17 protein-coding genes are annotated in these 17,681 nt (G+C 58.5%); 4 read left to right on the top strand and 13 right to left on the bottom strand.

The window, feature by feature from the left end; genetic code table 11:
- Position 1: 1 nt before the first annotated feature.
- The 5 genes from AC2FJW_RS02150 to AC2FJW_RS02130 form a co-directional block, all read right to left on the bottom strand.
- Positions 2-2,896: a formate dehydrogenase subunit alpha gene (locus AC2FJW_RS02150; protein ID WP_496693276.1), complete on the bottom strand. Its 2,895-nt coding sequence runs from the start codon at positions 2,894-2,896 to the stop codon at positions 2-4.
- A gap of 107 nt (positions 2,897-3,003) precedes the next feature.
- Positions 3,004-3,192: a ubiquinol-cytochrome c reductase iron-sulfur subunit N-terminal domain-containing protein gene (locus tag AC2FJW_RS02145; RefSeq protein ID WP_281994743.1), complete on the bottom strand. Its 189-nt coding sequence runs from the start codon at positions 3,190-3,192 to the stop codon at positions 3,004-3,006.
- A 59-nt stretch (positions 3,193-3,251) separates the two neighbouring features.
- Positions 3,252-3,863: a TorD/DmsD family molecular chaperone gene (locus AC2FJW_RS02140; RefSeq protein WP_496749092.1), complete on the bottom strand. Its 612-nt coding sequence runs from the start codon at positions 3,861-3,863 to the stop codon at positions 3,252-3,254.
- Between the two features lie 4 nt (positions 3,864-3,867).
- The gene (locus tag AC2FJW_RS02135; protein WP_496695132.1) at positions 3,868-4,449 is read right to left on the bottom strand and encodes a DUF3306 domain-containing protein; all 582 of its coding nucleotides are present in this window, start codon (positions 4,447-4,449) and stop codon (positions 3,868-3,870) included.
- The gene (locus AC2FJW_RS02130) at positions 4,446-5,000 is read right to left on the bottom strand and encodes a DUF3305 domain-containing protein (protein ID WP_496749091.1); all 555 of its coding nucleotides are present in this window, start codon (positions 4,998-5,000) and stop codon (positions 4,446-4,448) included. The genes AC2FJW_RS02135 and AC2FJW_RS02130 overlap by 4 nt, the downstream gene beginning before the upstream one ends.
- 230 nt (positions 5,001-5,230) lie before the next feature.
- Between AC2FJW_RS02130 and AC2FJW_RS02125 the strand changes: the two genes are divergently transcribed.
- Complete coding sequence (locus AC2FJW_RS02125; protein ID WP_496695134.1) at positions 5,231-7,183, top strand: 4Fe-4S binding protein; 1,953 nt, start codon at positions 5,231-5,233, stop codon at positions 7,181-7,183.
- On the opposite strand, the gene AC2FJW_RS02120 is transcribed toward AC2FJW_RS02125, so the two are convergent.
- Positions 7,177-7,905 carry a hypothetical protein gene (locus AC2FJW_RS02120; RefSeq protein WP_496695135.1) on the bottom strand — a complete coding sequence of 243 codons (729 nt, stop codon included), beginning with the start codon at positions 7,903-7,905 and terminating at the stop codon, positions 7,177-7,179. The two genes, AC2FJW_RS02125 and AC2FJW_RS02120, sit on opposite strands and share 7 nt — an antisense overlap.
- 110 nt (positions 7,906-8,015) lie before the next feature.
- On the opposite strand from AC2FJW_RS02120, the gene AC2FJW_RS02115 reads away from it, so the two are divergent.
- Genes AC2FJW_RS02115 through AC2FJW_RS02105 form a run of 3 tightly spaced genes read left to right on the top strand, consistent with a single transcriptional unit; the run spans position 8,016 to position 10,248 of the window.
- Complete coding sequence (locus tag AC2FJW_RS02115; protein WP_496749090.1) at positions 8,016-9,077, top strand: Mrp/NBP35 family ATP-binding protein; 1,062 nt, start codon at positions 8,016-8,018, stop codon at positions 9,075-9,077.
- Positions 9,074-9,769 (top strand): biotin/lipoate--protein ligase family protein, encoded by a 696-nt coding sequence (locus tag AC2FJW_RS02110; RefSeq protein WP_496749089.1) that lies wholly within the window; start codon positions 9,074-9,076, stop codon positions 9,767-9,769. Before AC2FJW_RS02115 ends, AC2FJW_RS02110 begins: the two co-directional genes overlap by 4 nt.
- Positions 9,769-10,248, top strand: a complete 480-nt coding sequence (locus AC2FJW_RS02105; protein WP_496749088.1) for a DUF6505 family protein — start codon at positions 9,769-9,771, stop codon at positions 10,246-10,248. The genes AC2FJW_RS02110 and AC2FJW_RS02105 overlap by 1 nt, the downstream gene beginning before the upstream one ends.
- Before the next feature lie 3 nt (positions 10,249-10,251).
- On the opposite strand, the gene AC2FJW_RS02100 is transcribed toward AC2FJW_RS02105, so the two are convergent.
- The 7 genes from AC2FJW_RS02100 to AC2FJW_RS02070 all read right to left on the bottom strand — a co-directional run bounded on the left by AC2FJW_RS02100 (position 10,252) and on the right by AC2FJW_RS02070 (position 17,678).
- Positions 10,252-10,752, bottom strand: coding sequence for a flavin reductase family protein (locus tag AC2FJW_RS02100; RefSeq protein WP_496749087.1), 501 nt, complete (start codon positions 10,750-10,752; stop codon positions 10,252-10,254).
- Positions 10,753-10,840: 88 nt separating this feature from the next.
- Entirely contained in the window at positions 10,841-12,253 is a 1,413-nt protein-coding gene (locus tag AC2FJW_RS02095) for a 3'-5' exonuclease (protein ID WP_496749086.1), read from the bottom strand.
- A 1-nt stretch (position 12,254) separates the two neighbouring features.
- The gene (locus AC2FJW_RS02090; RefSeq protein ID WP_496749085.1) at positions 12,255-12,773 is read right to left on the bottom strand and encodes a hypothetical protein; all 519 of its coding nucleotides are present in this window, start codon (positions 12,771-12,773) and stop codon (positions 12,255-12,257) included.
- 26 nt (positions 12,774-12,799) lie between these two features.
- The gene (locus tag AC2FJW_RS02085; protein ID WP_496749084.1) at positions 12,800-14,623 is read right to left on the bottom strand and encodes a DUF294 nucleotidyltransferase-like domain-containing protein; all 1,824 of its coding nucleotides are present in this window, start codon (positions 14,621-14,623) and stop codon (positions 12,800-12,802) included.
- Between the two features lie 111 nt (positions 14,624-14,734).
- Positions 14,735-16,519, bottom strand: coding sequence for a sodium:solute symporter family protein (locus AC2FJW_RS02080; protein WP_496749083.1), 1,785 nt, complete (start codon positions 16,517-16,519; stop codon positions 14,735-14,737).
- A 6-nt stretch (positions 16,520-16,525) separates the two neighbouring features.
- Positions 16,526-16,810 (bottom strand): DUF4212 domain-containing protein, encoded by a 285-nt coding sequence (locus AC2FJW_RS02075; protein WP_142634329.1) that lies wholly within the window; start codon positions 16,808-16,810, stop codon positions 16,526-16,528.
- A 184-nt stretch (positions 16,811-16,994) separates the two neighbouring features.
- The gene (locus tag AC2FJW_RS02070) at positions 16,995-17,678 is read right to left on the bottom strand and encodes an adenylate kinase (protein ID WP_496749082.1); all 684 of its coding nucleotides are present in this window, start codon (positions 17,676-17,678) and stop codon (positions 16,995-16,997) included.
- Positions 17,679-17,681 lie beyond the last annotated feature (3 nt).

Genomic DNA, 17,681 nt, shown 5'->3' with positions numbered 1-17,681 from the left:
CTTACGCTGCTGAGATCTTGCAGAGAGTCGCTTTGGTCTCCTGCATCTGGGTTACTGAATCATAGCCATAGGTCTGGGCGGTGTTCGAACTTTCTCCCAGCACATAGGGATCAGCGCCTGAGGGGTATTTGTCCCGCAGATCCTGACCCTGGAAATGGCCGCCAAAGTGGAATGGCATAAAGGCCACGCCGGCACCGACCCTGTTGGTCAGCATCGCCATCACCTTGACCTTGCCGCCCTCAGGCCCTTCGACCCAGACCTGAGCCCCGTCGCGAATGCCCAGGTTGTTGGCATCACGGGGGTTGATCTCGACGAACATGTCCTGTTGCAGTTCGGCCAGCCACGGGTTCGACCGGGATTCCTCACCTCCGCCCTCATACTCGACCAAACGACCTGACGTCAGGATTATCGGGTAATCCTTTGAAAAATCGTTCTTCTGGATCGAGGCATACAGGGTTGGCAGGCGATAGGACTGACGATCCTCATAGGTCGGATAGTCTTCTACCAGATCGCGCCGGTTGGTATAGAGCGGCTCGCGATGCAGTGGGATCGGGTCCGGGAAAGTCCAGACCACGGTGCGGGCCTTGGCGTTGCCAAAGGGCGCACAGCCATGTGCAATCGCAACCCGCTGGATGCCGCCCGACAGGTCGGTTTTCCAGTTGGTCTTTGGCCCCGCAACGGCGTCAATGGCCGCACGTTCTTCGGCCGTCAGATCGCCGTCCCAACCAAGATCCATCAGCATCTGCATCGTGAATTCGGGATAACCGTCCTGAATTTCCGATCCAACGCTATAGACCCCTTCGGCCAGAAGGTTGTCACCATCACGTTCCACGCCAAAGCGCGCGCGGAAGGTCAGGCCACCTTCGGCCACCGGTTTGGACATGTCATAGAGGTTTGGTGTCCCCGTATGACCCATCTCTGGCGTTCCCCAGCACGGCCAGGGCAGACCGTAGTATTCGCCGTCGTTTGGTCCACCAATAGCTTGCAGCGTGGTTCTGTCGAACGTGTGCTGATTGGCCATGTGGCTTTTCAAACGCTCTGGCGACTGGCCGGTATAGCCGATGGTCCAGAGGCCCGAGTTGAACTCACGCGTGATGCTTTCAACATTCGGGGTTTCGGCATCCTCCATCTCGATATTGCGGAAGAACCGATCCGCCCAGCCGAATTTGTTGGCGAACTTGGCCATGATGACCTCGTCCGGCAGGCTTTCGAACAGCGGATCCACCACCTTGTCGCGCCACTGCAACGACCGGTTCGAGGCCGTGACCGAGCCACGGGTTTCGAACTGCGTACAGGCCGGCAGTAGGTAAACGCCATCGGTCCGATCATGCAGAACGGCGGAAACGGTGGGATACGGGTCGATCACGACCAGCATGTCCAGCTTTTCCATCGCCGTCTTCATTTCCGGCCCACGGGTTTGCGAGTTCGGAGCGTGCCCCCACAGAACCATGGCGCGGACATTGTTGTCCTGATCCATGTTGGCGGGGTCTTCCAGAACACCGTCGATCCAACGAGAGACCGGGATGCCGCGCTCGTTCTGCAGCGGTTTATCCTTGCCCTCCTTGTCCTTGATCGAGGCGAACTGGCCGGACAGCCATTCAGGGTCTTCACCCCAAACGCGCGCCCAATGGCCCCATGCCCCTGCGGACAGGCCATAATAGCCGGGCAGGGTATGGGACAGAACACCAAGGTCCGTCGCACCCTGCACGTTGTCGTGGCCACGGAAGATGTTGGTGCCACCGCCCGACGTTCCCATGTTGCCCAAAGCCAGCTGCAACACGCAATAGGCGCGTGTGTTGTTGTTGCCATTGGTATGCTGGGTGCCGCCCATGCACCAGATCACCGTGCCAGGACGGTTGTTGGCCATGGTGCGCGCCACGCGCTTAAGCTGCGATCCGGGTACGCCGGTCACACGCTCGGTTTCTTCCGGGTTCCAGTTGGCGACCTCTTCACGGATCTGATCCATGCCCCAGACACGGGTGCGGATGAACTCCTTATCCTCCCAGCCGTTGTCGAAGATGTGCCAGAGGATACCCCAGATCAGTGCGACGTCAGAGCCGGGGCGGAAGCGGACATATTCATCCGCATGCGCGGCGGTGCGCGTAAAGCGCGGGTCGCAAACGATCAGCGGCGCGTTATTCTGTTCTTTTGCGCGCAGAACATGCAGCAGAGAGACAGGGTGTGCCTCAGCCGGGTTGCCACCGATGATGAAGATAGCCTTGGAGTTGTGGATGTCGTTATAGCTGTTGGTCATGGCGCCGTAGCCCCATGTATTCGCAACACCAGCAACAGTGGTCGAGTGGCAGATACGGGCCTGATGGTCCACGTTGTTCGTGCCCCAATAGGCGGCGAACTTGCGGAACAGATAGGCCTGTTCGTTGTTATGTTTCGCGGAACCAAGCCAGTACACACTGTCCGGTCCGGATTCTTCGCGGATGTTCATCATGCCGTCGCCGATCTCGTTGATCGCCTCTTCCCAGCTGATGCGCTTCCACTCGCCGCCTTCCTTTTTCATCGGATATTTCAGGCGGCGTTCACCATGGGCGTGCTCACGGACCGAGGCCCCCTTGGCGCAGTGCGCACCCAGGTTGAAAGGGCTGTCCCAGCCGGGTTCTTGCCCGATCCAGACGCCGTTCTGCACCTCGGCCACTACGGTACAGCCGACCGAGCAATGCGTGCATATGGATTTGATGTTTTCAACGGCTTGATTGGCCGCTGACTGGGCACTGGCTGGCGTCACGGTTCCACCCGTGGCGCTGATCGCGGCCAACCCGCCGATCGTCAGGCCCGATCCGCGCAGGAATGCGCGGCGATCGACGGTTTTCTCGCCGACCTGGGACAGGATACTTGTCCGCTGGGAGCGTCTCGCAACCCCGTTGGTCTTTTTCCTAAGCATTTCTTTCCTCCCTTGCTGGCCATGTTTTCCATGGCTGGCTTGGTCCTGTTGGTGCCGACGTCAGGGCCAATCGCAACCGTCAGTCGGGTGGTGACAACGTCCGGGGTTCAGAACCGGGCGCTGTCCAGATATGCGCGCGTATGCGCGGTGTCCTGAATGCGGGTTTCATCCGTCGGTAGCTCGGCTGCTTCGGCTTGTCCGCTCAGGCTGGCGGCGGCGACTGCAGCGGGCGCTGCGGTTCCGGCCAGTTTCAAGAAGTCACGGCGCGTGGCGCCTTCTTCCTTGGTTTTGCTCATGGGATCCTCCTTTCCCAATTGCGATCTAGCGCCTTTTGGGGCGCTGGCGAATGGCGGGATCATCCCGCCGTCATTCGAAAGGCTTCACGCTCGATTTCCATGAAAACCCGACCGGCGGTGCCGACCGAGGCATAGAAAACCGAGTTTTCCGCAGCTTCCAAATCTGAATAGAAATGTGCGGCCCAGGGGCCGATGTGTTTGTTCCAGAACGCTTTTTGATCTTCCAATGAGGCGGGCGCGCCAAAGCGACCGACGATCATGCCCGCCATCATCTCCATCAACGAGGCGATATTGTCTTCGGGTTCAAACACGTTCTGCGCCCGTGTGATCTGACGAACCGCCATGTCGTTGCGCAGTTGCGCCAGCGGTTTTTCGTTCAGGAAACCAGTCAGGTAGAAACTGGCATAGGGCAGCAGTTCTCCGCGTCCTAGCCCGATGAACAGGGCATTGAATTCGCGTTCGGCAGCCGCGGGTTTGGTCACCTTGGCGACCCGCGACATGGCCTTGATAGCCTGACCCAGATCGGTTTCATTGCCGGTCAGACCAGTAACCTGAGAAAGCAGCATCTGATCCGGAGGCGCCGCAAGCAGCAGCCCAAGGAAGTTATAGAAATCCGCGCGCAGACGATCCTCGGCTGAGACGTCCAGGTTTTGCGCGTTGCTTGCGGTCATACGGTTATCCTTCGTATTCAAACTTCATGCGGCGTGGGGCAGGCGTAAGCTCTGCCTCTTCCGGGTCGTCGATTTCAGAAATCATTACAGGTTCTGCCGAGTGTACCTCGGGCGTTTCGGGCAACTCAGGCTCAGGCTCTGGTGTTGGGTCTTCAACCTCAGGCGCTGCGTCTTCCTCTTCGGTCTGAGCGGCCAAAGCCTCGATATGGGCCAGCATTCCCTTGCCGACCTGATAGGCGGTCTGGATATTTTCGATCACGCAGGCGGCGTCGGTATAGTCCTCGCCGTAATCCACCAGCCCATCGACATTGGCCAGAACCGGGTTTAGGCGCCAGAGCTGCCGAAGGGCGCGGCGGCGCAATCGGTCAGGCACTGCCTTGGCCATAAAACCCGAGACGTCGTCACCAACTTGCAACTGATCAGGGTCGGGCAAATTGAATTCCGCCAGAATTTCAGCGTCAGTCTTTTCTTCCAGCTCGCCCCGCTGTTCAGCGAAAGCCTGTTCTTGTGCTGCTACAACCTCAGCTTTGGCCTCAGCCTGAACGGCGGCCTTGCGGCGCGACCAGAAATCGCGGGTTTCGGTCATTGCACGATCCTCCGCGGGGCGCGGAAAACATCCGAGTCCTGCCGGATGCGTACATCCCCTTTGCCGTCCTCAACCAGATCGGTGCGTTTCTTATCACGGCGGCGCTTGACGAAGACTTCGTTGCGATGATGCTCCATTGCGAAATCACGTACCCAAGCGATCAGCCCATCAGTCATTGGGATTTTCTCGACAAGCTCTTCGCCGGTATCGGCGTAGTCCTGTCCTTCGAAGGGTGAGGCGGTCACCAGCACAGCGTCCATCGGTTGTGTTCCATCCAGCGCATCGCGCAGGACCAGATAGATCGAGGGTTGCCCGTCCGACAGGTTGACCATGTAGGCTTCGGCCTCATCTGACCACAGGGTCAGGGGCAGGGTGGCCGCGTGGTATTCGACCGCTTCACCCTCGCGCCGCATCTCCAACCAATCGGCCGGTCCAGCGCCGGGCAGCACGGCGACGGCGCGCCAGTTCCATTGCGCCCAGCGTGTAACCCCGGGTGTTTTGCGCACGACGACGCCGATTGGCATTTCAATCTGGCTGGCGGCCTTGGCCACTAAGTCCTCCCTGGAAAGCTCTCCCCTGCCTTCCTCAGGGTCTACTATGGTACACAAAGTAGCTTCCTGCCAAGTCCTTGGGTGGTCGAATATGCACCCTTCACCGATTGTTTACGGTCCTCGCGGCTCTTATCGGGCTTTGTTCCGGCGATCCGGCCCCCACGGGCATTGCTACTTTCTTCAGAGGTTCTAAGCTGACCTTGGACTGGGGAGGACATCCGGGGGAGGTTATGGGTACGAGATTGCTGCTATGTGACTGTGCGGGAACGCAAACCATTGACGCTGAGAAGCTATCGTCAGCTTGCGATGTCGCCTGCTCCAGAATTCACACCGCATTATGTACGAAAGAACTGGAATCCGCCGCCAAGCCGCTGCAAGAGGGCAACGTCGTAATTGCCTGTATGCAAGAGCAGGATGTTTTCCTGGCATTGGCCGATGAGTTAGGTGTCGAAGTGCCAGGGTTTGTCGATCTTCGCGATCGTGCCGGGTGGTCTGATCAAGGGCAGGATGCTGCCCCCAAAATGGCCGCGCTGGCTGCTGAGGCGGTGTTGCCTCAGCCGATCACACCCAGTGTCGATGTGGTCAGCGAAGGGACGTGTTTCATAGTCGGGCCCGGCGCAGTAAGTTTGGAGTTGGCTGAACGCCTCTCGGACATATTGGCCGTGACAGTTTTGACCACTGATGACACCGAGCCCATGTCGCGCCGCTTTGATGTGATACGCGGGCGCGTTCGTTTGGTGACCGGTGCGCTGGGCGGGTTTTCGATAAAGCTGGATGCGTTGCAGCAGCTTGAACCCGGAGGACGCGGGGCCTTTGGTTGGACCGAACCACGCGACGGGGCGAACTCCTCATGCGATATAGTTGTGGATCTAACGGGCGGCATGCCTCTGGTGCAGGCCCCGTCCAAGCGCGAAGGGTATTTGCGGGCAGATCCCAAAGATGCGGTGGCCGTGGAGCGTCTGTCGTTCGAGGCCATGCAACTGGTCGGGACATTTGAAAAACCTCTCTATGTCCGGCTGGAAGAATCTCTATGTGCGCATTCCCGTGCCGAACAGGTCGGGTGTACGAATTGTCTGGATATCTGCCCGACCGGGGCGATCACCCCTGCGGGCGAGCATGTAGCCATCGACCCTATGGTTTGCGCGGGATGCGGAGAATGCGCGGCGGTTTGCCCATCTACCGCGATAACTTACGAGGATCCGCCCGTTTCTGCGCTGCTGTCACGGATGCACATTCTGTCGCGAACCTACCGGCGTGCAGGCGGGCAAGCACCCCGACTGTTGGTGCATGACGCGCATGGGGCCGAAATGATCCGTCTGTCCGCCCGTTTCGGACGCGGGATTCCAGCGGATGTGATCCCGCTAGAACTGAACGTGATCTCGGGCTTTGGCCATGCCGAGATGCTGGCCGCGCTGGCGCATGGGTTTGCGCGGGTTGATGTGCTGCTGGCCCCAACAACCGAAAGGGATGCCTTGGACCGCGAACTGGCGCTGGCGCAGGCTATCGCTGGGACTGCAGGGATGGCACTGATCGACCAGGCTGATCCCGATGCGCTGTCCGACCTGCTATATGCGCAGGACGTGCCGCCCCCCTTGGCCGACCCGGTTCTGCCGCTGGGAAATCGCAGGCAGATTACGCGACTGGCCGCACAGGCGCTGAACCCGCAGGCCGCAGCCCCGTTGCCCTTGCCCGAGAATGCACCCTATGGGGCCATCGCGGTGGATACGGATGCCTGTACATTGTGCCTCAGCTGCGTGTCCCTTTGTCCGTCAGGCGCTTTGGCCGACAACCCGGATATGCCGCAGTTGAATTTCCAGCAGGACGCCTGTCTGCAATGTGGTCTGTGCCGGACAATCTGTCCCGAGAATGCAATAACTCTGGTTCCGCAACTGGATTTAGGTGATGCGGCCCTGTCTCAGGACGTGTTGAACGAAGAAGACCCTTTTGCATGTGTGGAATGCGGTGCCCTCTTTGGTGTCAAATCGACCGTCGAACGTATCATGGAAAAGCTGTCTGGTACGCATCCGATGTTTGCGACATCCGAGCAGGCGCGCATGATCCAGATGTGTGACAACTGTCGTGTGAACGCGCAGTTCCAGCACAAGGACAACCCGTTTCAGTCAAACCCGAAACCCAAAGTCGTCACGACCGAGGACTATTTCTCGAAAAGAAAGGATCATTGAAGCTGTAGCGGCGCGCCCAGATCTGCTGCCTTGATGGCCGAGACAAAGGCCATAATCGCCTCTAACTCCTCCAGCGTCATCTCGACCGGGTGGATTGGAGGGGGACGCAGAGGATCGAAGGGTGGGGTTATGTCCTCAATCTGCGTGAAAGCGGGATGAGGGTTCAGGGCAAAGAAGGCCTCGAACCGTTCGGACCAGTCCGGCATAGCCCGCAGCACGGCGAAAGAGGGGGTGGAGCCAAGCCCGTTCATTTGGTTCTCTGGACCGATCACATGGCACCGCCCGCAATGGGTCATCGACATTTCCGCACCCAGGACAGCGTCGCCTTCGATCTTCGGACCCTCTGTTGCGGCTTCGACAGTGAAACTGGCCGAATAGGACGGGCCGCTATCGGGGCTAAAGCTTTCAACGGTGCGTTTGCCGATGTCAGAAAGCAGCCACTCCCGAAACCGAATCTGCCTTGGGTCGTCCACAATGCGCAGGTGATAGGTGACGCCATGACGCTCGAATACCGGATCACCTGGCGGTGAACCGCCCAAAGCCATAGCGCCGGAATCGTCTGCAACGACGCGTATCCCGGTCTTGAGAGAAAAACGCGGAAGAATATGTTGCAACAGACCAGAGTCTGTAACCTCATCCGGGGCGGCAAGCCCCAGCGCCTCTTGCGACCAAGAGGGGGTAGCAGAGAGCAGCAAGCTCAGGCAAAAGAAGGTAACCCGCATAAAGGCAGCTTATCGGCCTGCGCCCGAATGCGTCAAATGAACGAAAAAAAGACGGAGACACATGCAATGAAACGTATCCCAACGACCGGGCAAACCAAAAGGGTAATGGCATGAGTGTTCGTGACGCGGTTCTGGCGAACCTGAAGAAAATCACCGATCCGGTTTCAGGCCAGGATATCGTCAGCGCCGGAGTTGTCCGCGCGTTGAATGTCGATGGCGATACAGTGCGGTTTGTGCTTGAGATTGATCCGAAACAGGCAGAGCGGATGGAGCCGGTGCGCGCCGCCGCCGAGCAGGCTGCGCAGTTAGTGGAGGGGGTCGACAAGGTTTCCGCCATGATGACCGCGCATTCCGAAAAGGCCCCGCCCGAGCTTAAGCCCAAGCCGAAACCGTCGGAGACCGGGCCGCAGGCGGTTCCGGGCGTGGATCGGATCATCGCTGTGGCCTCCGGTAAGGGCGGCGTTGGCAAATCTACCGTATCCGCAAATCTGGCCTGTGCTCTGGCAGCGGAAGGGCGTCGTGTTGGTCTGTTGGACGCGGATGTCTATGGCCCCTCACAGCCCCGGATGCTGGGTGTGTCGGGCCGTCCGGCCAGCCCAGATGGCAAGACGATCCTGCCGCTGCGCAATCACGGCGTCACGATGATGTCGATGGGGCTGATGACCAACGAAGGTCAGGCGGTCGTCTGGCGCGGCCCGATGTTGATGGGGGCGCTGCAGCAGATGATGGGGCAGGTGCAATGGGGCGCATTGGATGTTTTGATTGTCGACCTACCGCCGGGCACCGGCGATGTGCAACTGACGCTCAGCCAGAAGTTCAAGGTGGACGGGGCCATCGTGGTGTCGACCCCGCAGGACGTGGCCCTGATCGACGCGCGCAAAGGGATCGATATGTTCAATCAGCTCAAGACGCCGATTATTGGGATGATCGAGAATATGTCGACCCATATCTGTTCCAACTGCGGGCATGAGGAACATGTGTTCGGACATGGAGGCGTCGCCGCTGAGGCCGAGGCGCTGGGCATTCCGCTGCTTGGTGAGATTCCGCTGCATCTGGATATCCGGGTTGCGGCGGATGGGGGAGCGCCCATCGTTGTCAGCAAGCCGGACAGTGCACAGGCCGAAGCTTTCCGCAAGATTGCCCGCGACATGATCACCAAGGGCAATGCATGACCCAGCCGGTCTTTCCTCCGTTGCTGACTGGACATGCCGTTCAGGGCGGGGAAGACCCGTTCGAACGCGCCCAGGCGATGGCAGCGCTGGGCTGTGATGCGGGAACGGTGGTCTACAACATTCAGGCAAACCGTTTGCGCGTTGCCATTGTATTTGCACCTGAGGTTTCATTGCAGGACGCCATGGTGATGTTGCCGCTTTGCGGAGTTGGGTTTCAGAATGCGCTGGGCGCTCTGGCCCCGCCCGAGGTTGCCGTTCATCTGGACTGGGGCGGCCCTATCTGTGTGAATGGTGCGACCTGCGGCAAGTTTCAGGTTGCTGCGTCGACTTCAGACCCTCAGATTGAGCCTGACTGGTTGATTGTCGGCTGGGAGCTGGCCTTGCTACAGACCAGCACCGCGCCAGGCCAGACCCCGGATATCACAGCGCTCTACGATGAAGGGTGTGCCGAGGTCCAGCCTGTCCAACTGATCGAAAGCTGGTCGCGCCATATGCTGACATGGCTCAACCGCTGGCAAGAAGACGGCAACGCGCCGTTGCACAGCGAATGGTTGGGTTTGTTGCGTGGTGTTGGCGAACCCTTTGGCGAGATCGGGGTCTTTTTGGGCACTGATGAACGGTTTGGTATGCTTATCCGCAATGGTGCGGACACCCGCCTGCACCCGCTGACTAACTTACTGGAGAACGGATAATGAAATTGGCCCGTGCGATCCATTTCGATGAAAGCGACATGAATGTGTTTCATTCTCCGGCGAGAACGGGTGAGTGGTGCATTTCCGGCGGGTTCGAGTTTTCGAATTGGGGCGAAGGCGATTTGGAGGGTAAAGCCCGCCAGGCCTTTGCGAATGGTTGGTTAGGGGTTGAGACATTCGGCCGGGTGACCTTTGTAGCGGTGACGCAGGTTGAACAGGCCGAGATCGACCAGATTGCCCGGAATTTGGCGGAACATTTCGTGCAATTCTACGGAGCCCCATCGGTCGAGGCCGCCATGGGTGTTGCGCAGGAAGAGATCGCGCATATGGCAGAGCTATGCGATGATCACGCCGCCAATACCTTGCTGACGGTCGCCCGTGAGCTGTCTGAAACCGGGGTGCTTGAGGCGTTTCGCATCATCACACCGCAGAAAACCCAGCTTGAGGCGCTGGCCGTCCACGGATCGCTGGACGAATAGGGCTTAAAGAAGATCGGCAAACCCGCCGAACTGACCGCGTTTGAAGATCAGACCTTTGCCGGTGCGGTACATGGCCTGTTCTACTTCACCCACGATGATCAGATGATCCCCTGCCTCGTGCCGGGCATGAAGCTGGCAGTCGAACCGTGCCAGACAATCCGCCAGACGAGGGCGACCACGGTGATCTGCGGCCCAGTTGGCATGTGAAAAATCCGCACCCTCGCGCGCGAATTTTAGGGCCTGTTCCTGCTGTTCCTCAGCCATCACATGGATCGAATAGTGATCGCAGTCTTTGAAAGCGTCGAACCGGTTTGAATCCTTCGCCAGGCACCACAGCACCAGCGGAGGCGTCAGCGAGACCGAGGAAAACGAATTGACCGTGATTGCGCGGGGCCCCAGCGATGTTTCGGTGGTGACAACGGTGACGCCGGTTCCAAAACACCCCAATGCCTCGCGAAACGCGGTGCTGTTGTCCGGGGTTGGGGTGAAGGTGCGGTCCGTCATCTCACGCTCATTCTGTGGCCGCGCCTCAGGTGCCATGGCAAGCCGGGATTGTCCATGAAAAGCTGCGCTTGAGGTGCATATTTCGCCCTCAGTTCAGGTCCTCAAGCAGACGACCATGCCGGCGGGTTGCTTCGATGACCTCGCCAAACGTATTCATCCCGCGCGCTTGCAGCATTGGAAGCATCCGAACCAGCGCCTCGGCGGTGGCAACTGCATCACCCAATGCCGTATGGCGCAGCTCATGCGGAATTGTAATGTCCAGCCGTTCGCACAGCGCGTCCAAAGTGTGCGTGTCGCTGGCGCCGAACAGGACCGCAGATAGCAGGACCGTATCCAGTACGGGATGCGTCCACTCAACTTTCATACGGTCGGCGTGGCGTCGCAGAAACGCCATATCAAAAGGTGCATTATGCGCCACGATTACGGCATTTCGCGCGAATTCGTGAAAGATACGCCCGGCTTCGGCGATTTCCGGCGCGCCTTCGACCATTCGATCCGTGATCTTGTGAACCTTGGTCGAGGCGGCAGGGATCGGCATGACCGGGTTCACCAGCATATCCAACCTTTCGCCTTCGACCATCCGTCCATTTACCACACGGACTGCGCCGATCTGGACGATCTCGTCTTTGTGCGGCAGCAGGCCTGTGGTTTCGGTGTCGAAGACAACAAAACAAAGCTCGCGCAGAGGCAATGTCTCGAATGATTGGTCGGTGGATGTGTTCAGCAAACCAAAGTCATAGACTAGAGGTCTGGCAGCCTCAGGCGCTATATTGGCGGCGCTGTCATCTAGGATTAGCATATAGCCGGAAGTTTCCCCCAGCGGTTTCATGCGGGCTGAATAGGTCTGCGCCCCATCAATGCTGGTCAGCGAACAGGATGCCTCCATCCCGGTCTTGGCCAGTTTGGCATAGGCTTTCTGCAGCGCGTCTGGCTGGAAGTAATCGAACAGTGGCGCATTCAGGCGTGGATGCGAAATCTGTGCCAGAACCTCGGCCGCCTGTCCGTCATACAAAACGAGCCTGTGAGAGGGGCTAGCCAGCAATATGGCTACAGGAATTTCAGTCAAAAGCGCCCTAAGCCTTTGCTGTTCCACAGCCAGATGCTCGGTTTCAGCAGCGACAGCCTCTGCCACGCCCATGGTCTTGTCGGACAGTTGGTTGGCCAGACCGGCAGCCGCAGGGGCCAGGTCGCCAAGATACCGCGCGGCTTGCAGATCGAGGTCGCGGCTGACACCGGCATGCGCTCGTGCGCGCAGTTCAGCGGAAAGCCTTTCGATCGGCTTGGCGACATTATCGTCGAACAATAGCCAGACAGCGGCGATCAGGGCCAGCAGACCGAACCCGATGACGATCTCTGCAAAGATGAACGCGTCGAAAAGGGTCGGATCCGCCGCCCGCCTGTAGCTGACCCAAAGCGCAACCGAGCTGACGGCAACCCCGCCGACCGCCAGCAGGCAGAAGAACAGGAAAATCCGCAGGCGCAGGCTTAATCGGGTCAGCATGTTACACTCCGCAAGTGGCCTCGATGATCGGATCGTTGGTAGAACCTGTTACCCAATCGGCGTTCAGCAACTGGCCGTTGTCACCAAACTCTGCCCCATCCGCCAGATTGGCGCGTTGGTTCTTGTCGCAATCCACAGCGACCGGCAATTTTGAAACCGGTGCCCAACGGCCAAAGAAATACAGTTCAACGAGGCGCTGTTCAGGCACTTGGTCATTGGTGCGCACAGATAGGGTGTCGATTGCGGCAAAACGATCAACAAAGGGCATCGCATAGGTCCAGGGACGGTACAAAGCGCGGCTTTCGACCTCTTGAATGATGATCAGACCATCTGGAAGCGTATCGCGCGTGCGGTCAAACCATGAATACTCGCTGTTGATCGTCATCCCGATCATACCAATGCCGGCCGCGACTGGTGCGGACCAACGAGGCAGGCGTCCGCCCGTCAGTTTGTTGATTACCATCACGATGCCGGCTAGCGCGACGCCTGCAAATATGGTGCCGATCAGTTCAAAGAACATGAATACTCTCCAAGGTTCCTGAGGGTTTAGCCCAGCATACCTTTACCGTGGCCGACCGCCGATTGCATTGTTTTTACCACGACAAAGGCATCTCGCAGATGACTTCGCTCAAAGTCCGAAAGATCGGATGGGGGCAGGAAATTGTCCGGATTCTTGTTGCCTTTCACCAGACGGGCCTGATGGTCCAGCCGCGTTTCGGCGATCAGATCGTAAGCGTCCAGCAGGTCGCGGGTACCTGAGGGGCTGAGGACGCCTGCCGCCCCAGCTGCTTTCAGGCGGGCACGTGTATTGGCCTGGGACAGTTGCCCCTGAAGGCTGTATATCCGGGCCAGGTCAACCACAGGCACAACGCCATTATGCTTTAGATCCAGCGTGTTGCGATGTTCACCCGAGCGTACCGTGGCAAACCCGCGTAACAGGCCCAGCGGCGGCGTGTGCTTTAACGAGTTCGAGATCATATGCGCCACAAAGATTGAATTCGCTTGGGCCGCGGCCAGCGTTTCGGACTGCAGGTCATCGAACAGGTGAAATGCGCCGCCAATGGGGCGCAGGTCGAACATGACTGAGGCCAGCATCTGCGCCTCGGGGTTTGGTTTGGCGATCCACCCGCGAAAATAATCACGCCAGACACTTACCGGTTGGCACCAGCGTGGATTTGTCGCCATCATGTCGCCCGGACAATAAAAGTACCCACATTTATCCAGCCCGTCCGACACGATTTTTGCCAGTGCCTGGAAATATGGCATGTCGTCATCGGTTACTTTGTCATCCAGCATCAAGCAGTTGTCCTGATCCGACACCCCGGTTTGTTCCTGTCGTCCCTGCGATCCGCAGGCCAGCCATAGGTAAGGCACAGGTGGTGGTCCAAGCTGTTTTTCCGCCATTGCCAGCAAACGTCTGGTGGCTGTGTCGGCGATATCGGTAATCAGGCGTGTAACGATCTCGTGGCGATTTCCGGCAGCGACAAGCTGGACCAGAAGCCGGGGAATCTCTTCGGTCACTTCTGCCATCTGCTGCGCGGTTTGCGCATTTGCTATCCGGCGCACCAACTCGGCGGAATTGACCGCCTGATAGTGGGTCAGGTCTGTCTGGGTGACAATTCCGACCAGACGCCCAGCTTCGGATACCGGAATATGGCCGATGCCGCGCTCCATCATGATGTGAAGAACATCCGATCCGATATCAGACGGCGACAGCGTCACCGGGTTTGCCGTCATTATTGCCGATACAGGGGTATCCACAGACATCCCATCGGCAACGTATTTGCCCGAGATATCTCGTAAGGTGGCGATCCCCAAAAGAATGTCCCCCTTGGTGATGCAGAGAGAGGAAATATGTCTGTCCCTCATCATCTGCGCCGCTTCGCGAACTGTGGTATTAGGGGGGCAGGTTGCGGGGTTATGTGCCATCAGAACGTCGATAGCGCTGGTTGCAAGGCTTTGGGGGCTGGAGCGTTCCGTGCGGGTCCGATCAAAGAATTTGGCGACGATTTCATGTTCGTCAATGAGGTCTCGGATCAGGTTGGGCGGGATCACCAGAAAAACCGAGTTTGCGTGTGCCTGCGCTTTGGTCGCGGCTTTACCGTCTTTCAGTAAACCGCGTTCCCCGAAAGAATTGCGCAGTCCCAGATGAGAGACAATCGCGCCGTTCCTGTCAGTGATTTCAACCTGTCCTTCGTAAATGACGAATACGCCGGGCAGGGGCGCGCCCAGTTGATACACCGGGGATCCTTCTTCGACCTCCCAAACTTCGATCTGATCAGACAGCGTTGCCAGATCATCGGCGGGCAGGGCGTCATAAGGGTGAACGGATTTCAGAAACCGCGTGATCTCGGCTTTGGGCAGGGGCATCGGATACTCCTCGGTTTCTATTCGAAAAATCCCGCCCGGTGGAATGCCGGGCGGGAGTAGTCAGTCGAAAGACACGGCCTTTGGCAAGGTGCGCAGGGGCCGCATCTCTACTCAGTGATCCTGAGCGGCACCCGCGCCACGGGGAATGCGGACGCTTTCGACCAGATCCTTGATCTCTTGCGGGGTTTCTTTGGTCATGCCAGCCACCACATAGGCGACAGTGAAGTTGACCAATGCACCGATCGCGCCGAACGAAGTCGACTTGATCGTACCCAACAGAGGATCAGCATCCGTGAACGAGTTGGTATCCGGAATGAACAACCAGCCCTTGTGCAGGAAGATGTAGACCAGGGTCACAGTCAGACCAGCCAGCATACCAGCAACCGCACCGGTGTTGTTGATGCGGGTCGAGAAGATCCCCATCATCAGCGCCGGGAAGATCGAGGCAGCTGCCAGACCAAACGCCAGGGCAACGGTCTGCGCTGCAAAACCCGGAGGGTTCAGGCCCAGATATGTCGCCACAACAATGGCCACGCCCATTGCGATCCGCGCCGACAGAAGCTCGGATTTTTCCGAAATCTGCGGGTTGATCGCGCCTTTGATCAGGTCGTGTGACACCGCGGACGAGATCGCCAGCAACAGGCCCGCAGCGGTCGACAGAGCAGCCGCAAGACCACCGGCAGCGACCAGACCGATCACCCAACCCGGCAGGTTGGCAATCTCGGGGTTGGCCAGAACCAGGATGTCACGGTTGAACTTGGTCAGCTCGTTTCCGACCCAGCCCTTCTCTTCCGCAAGCACCTGCATGTCGGCATTCTTGTCGTTATAGTACTGGATCTTGCCGTCGCCGTTCTTGTCTTCCCAGTCCAGCAGGCCGGTTTTCTTCCATGTGGCCATCCAGTCATAACGGGCGTCGTTGTCGATATCTTCGACGGATACGGCGCCACCTTCGATGCCGCCATTTGGCCACATCATGTCACTGATGTTTAGACGGGCCATTGCGCCAACCGCAGGGGCGGTCAGGTACAGCAGTGCGATGAACACCAGCGCCCAACCGGCAGACCAGCGGGCATCAGCCACTTTCGGCACGGTGAAGAAACGCATGATAACGTGCGGCAGACCGGCCGTACCGATCATCAGCGACAGCGTGAACAGCACCATGTTCAGCGTGTCCGAGTGGTGGGCGGTGTATTCGTTAAAGCCCAACTCGGTCACGATCGCATCCAGCTTGGTCAGCAGCGGTTCACCGCTGGCGGTATCACCAAACAGACCCAGAGCCGGAACCGGATTGCCAGTCAGTTGCAGGGAAATAAAGATGGCTGGGATTGTGTAGGCGGTGATCAGCACGCAGTACTGAGCGACCTGTGTGTAGGTCACGCCCTTCATCCCCCCAAACACCGCGTAGGCGAACACAACGGTTGCACCAATTAACAACCCGGTGGTGTTTGACACTTCAAGGAAGCGGCCAAAAGCTACGCCAACGCCGGTCATCTGGCCGATCACGTAGGTCACAGACGCTACGATCAGACAGATCACCGCCACGATACGCGCGGTCTGGCTGTAAAAGCGGTCGCCGATGAACTCTGACACGGTGAACTTGCCGAACTTACGCAGGTAAGGGGCAAGAAGCAGCGCCAGCAGCACATAACCACCGGTCCAACCCATCAGGAAGGATGAGTTGTCATAGCCGGTAAAGGCGATGAGGCCCGCCATCGAGATGAACGAGGCCGCAGACATCCAGTCTGCCGCTGTCGCCATACCATTGGTGACCGGGTGAACGCCGCGACCGGCGGCGTAGAATTCTGATGTGGACCCAGCACGGGCCCAGATCGCGATGCCGATGTAAAGCGCAAAGGACGCGCCCACAAACAGCAGGTTGATGGTAAACTGGTCCATAGGGCCTTACTCCTCCTCAACGCCGTATTCAGCGTCTAGCTTGTTCATCCGCCAGGCGTAGTTGAAGATCAGCAGCAGAAAGACCAAGATGGATCCCTGCTGAGCGAACCAAAAGCCGAGATCGGTTCCGCCGACGGAAATGCCGGACAGAAGTGGACGCAGCAAAATGCCGAATCCAAACGACACCAGCGCCCAGATTACCAGGCTGATGTAGATAAGACGCAGGTTGGCCTGCCAATAGCCCTTATCGGCTTCGGCAGTCTGCGCGGAGTGTGTTGATTGATCCGCCATCGCGGGTTCCTCCTTCGCTTTCTCTTTGAGCGGCCCGTTGTCCTAACCCTCCAGCGCGCGGGGCCACTTTTCGATATGCTTGATGCCAGGTGGCATCAGGCAAGACTTCTCTGGTCCGCCAGAGCGGGTCCTTTGAAGTTTTCCTTTAGGAATTAGGCCCTTATTGAGGGCGGGCCATATTCCCCTAGTTCATTGTGTCGCTGACGATCCGTTCCAGATTGCCGGCGATGTCTTCGATATTGCCCATTGCGTTCAGACCTTTCAGAACGCCGTGGTCTTGGTAATAAGTGATCAGCGGCGCGGTCTGCGCGTGATAGGCAGCCAGCCGTGAGGCGACGGTTTCAGCATTGTCATCTGCGCGGCGCTTGAACTCGGTCTTGCCGCATTTGTCGCATTTGCCTTCGACTGCGGGCGTTTTGAACCGATCATGGAACCCTTCGCCACATCCGGCACATGTGTAACGGCCGGAAATACGGATCACCATTTCAGCGTCTTCAACCTCAAGACTGATGGCTGCGTTGATCTTCTGACCGGTCTCTGACAGCAGCGCGTCCAGCGCCTGTGCCTGAACCGTGGTGCGGGGGAAGCCGTCCAGAATGACGCCCTTGGCGCAGTCCGGTTCGGCCAGACGATCCCGCAGGATTGCAATTACGATATCGTCACTGACCAGATCACCTGCCTCCATGACAGCTTTGGCGGCTTTTCCGGCTTCGGTTCCCGCGGCAACTGCCGCCCGTAACAGGTCACCCGTGCTGAGTTGGACAAGCCCGAACTTGTCTTCGAGCATACGGGCCTGTGTACCCTTCCCGGCGCCCGGGGGGCCGAGAAGGATCAGTACGGTGGGTGTAGTGATCGTGGCAGCGTCCATCAC

This window comes from Ruegeria sp. CDSA020 (genome assembly GCF_059612345.1).
Note: the sequence above shows the minus strand (reverse complement) of the source record. Positions and strands in the feature narration are given on the sequence as shown.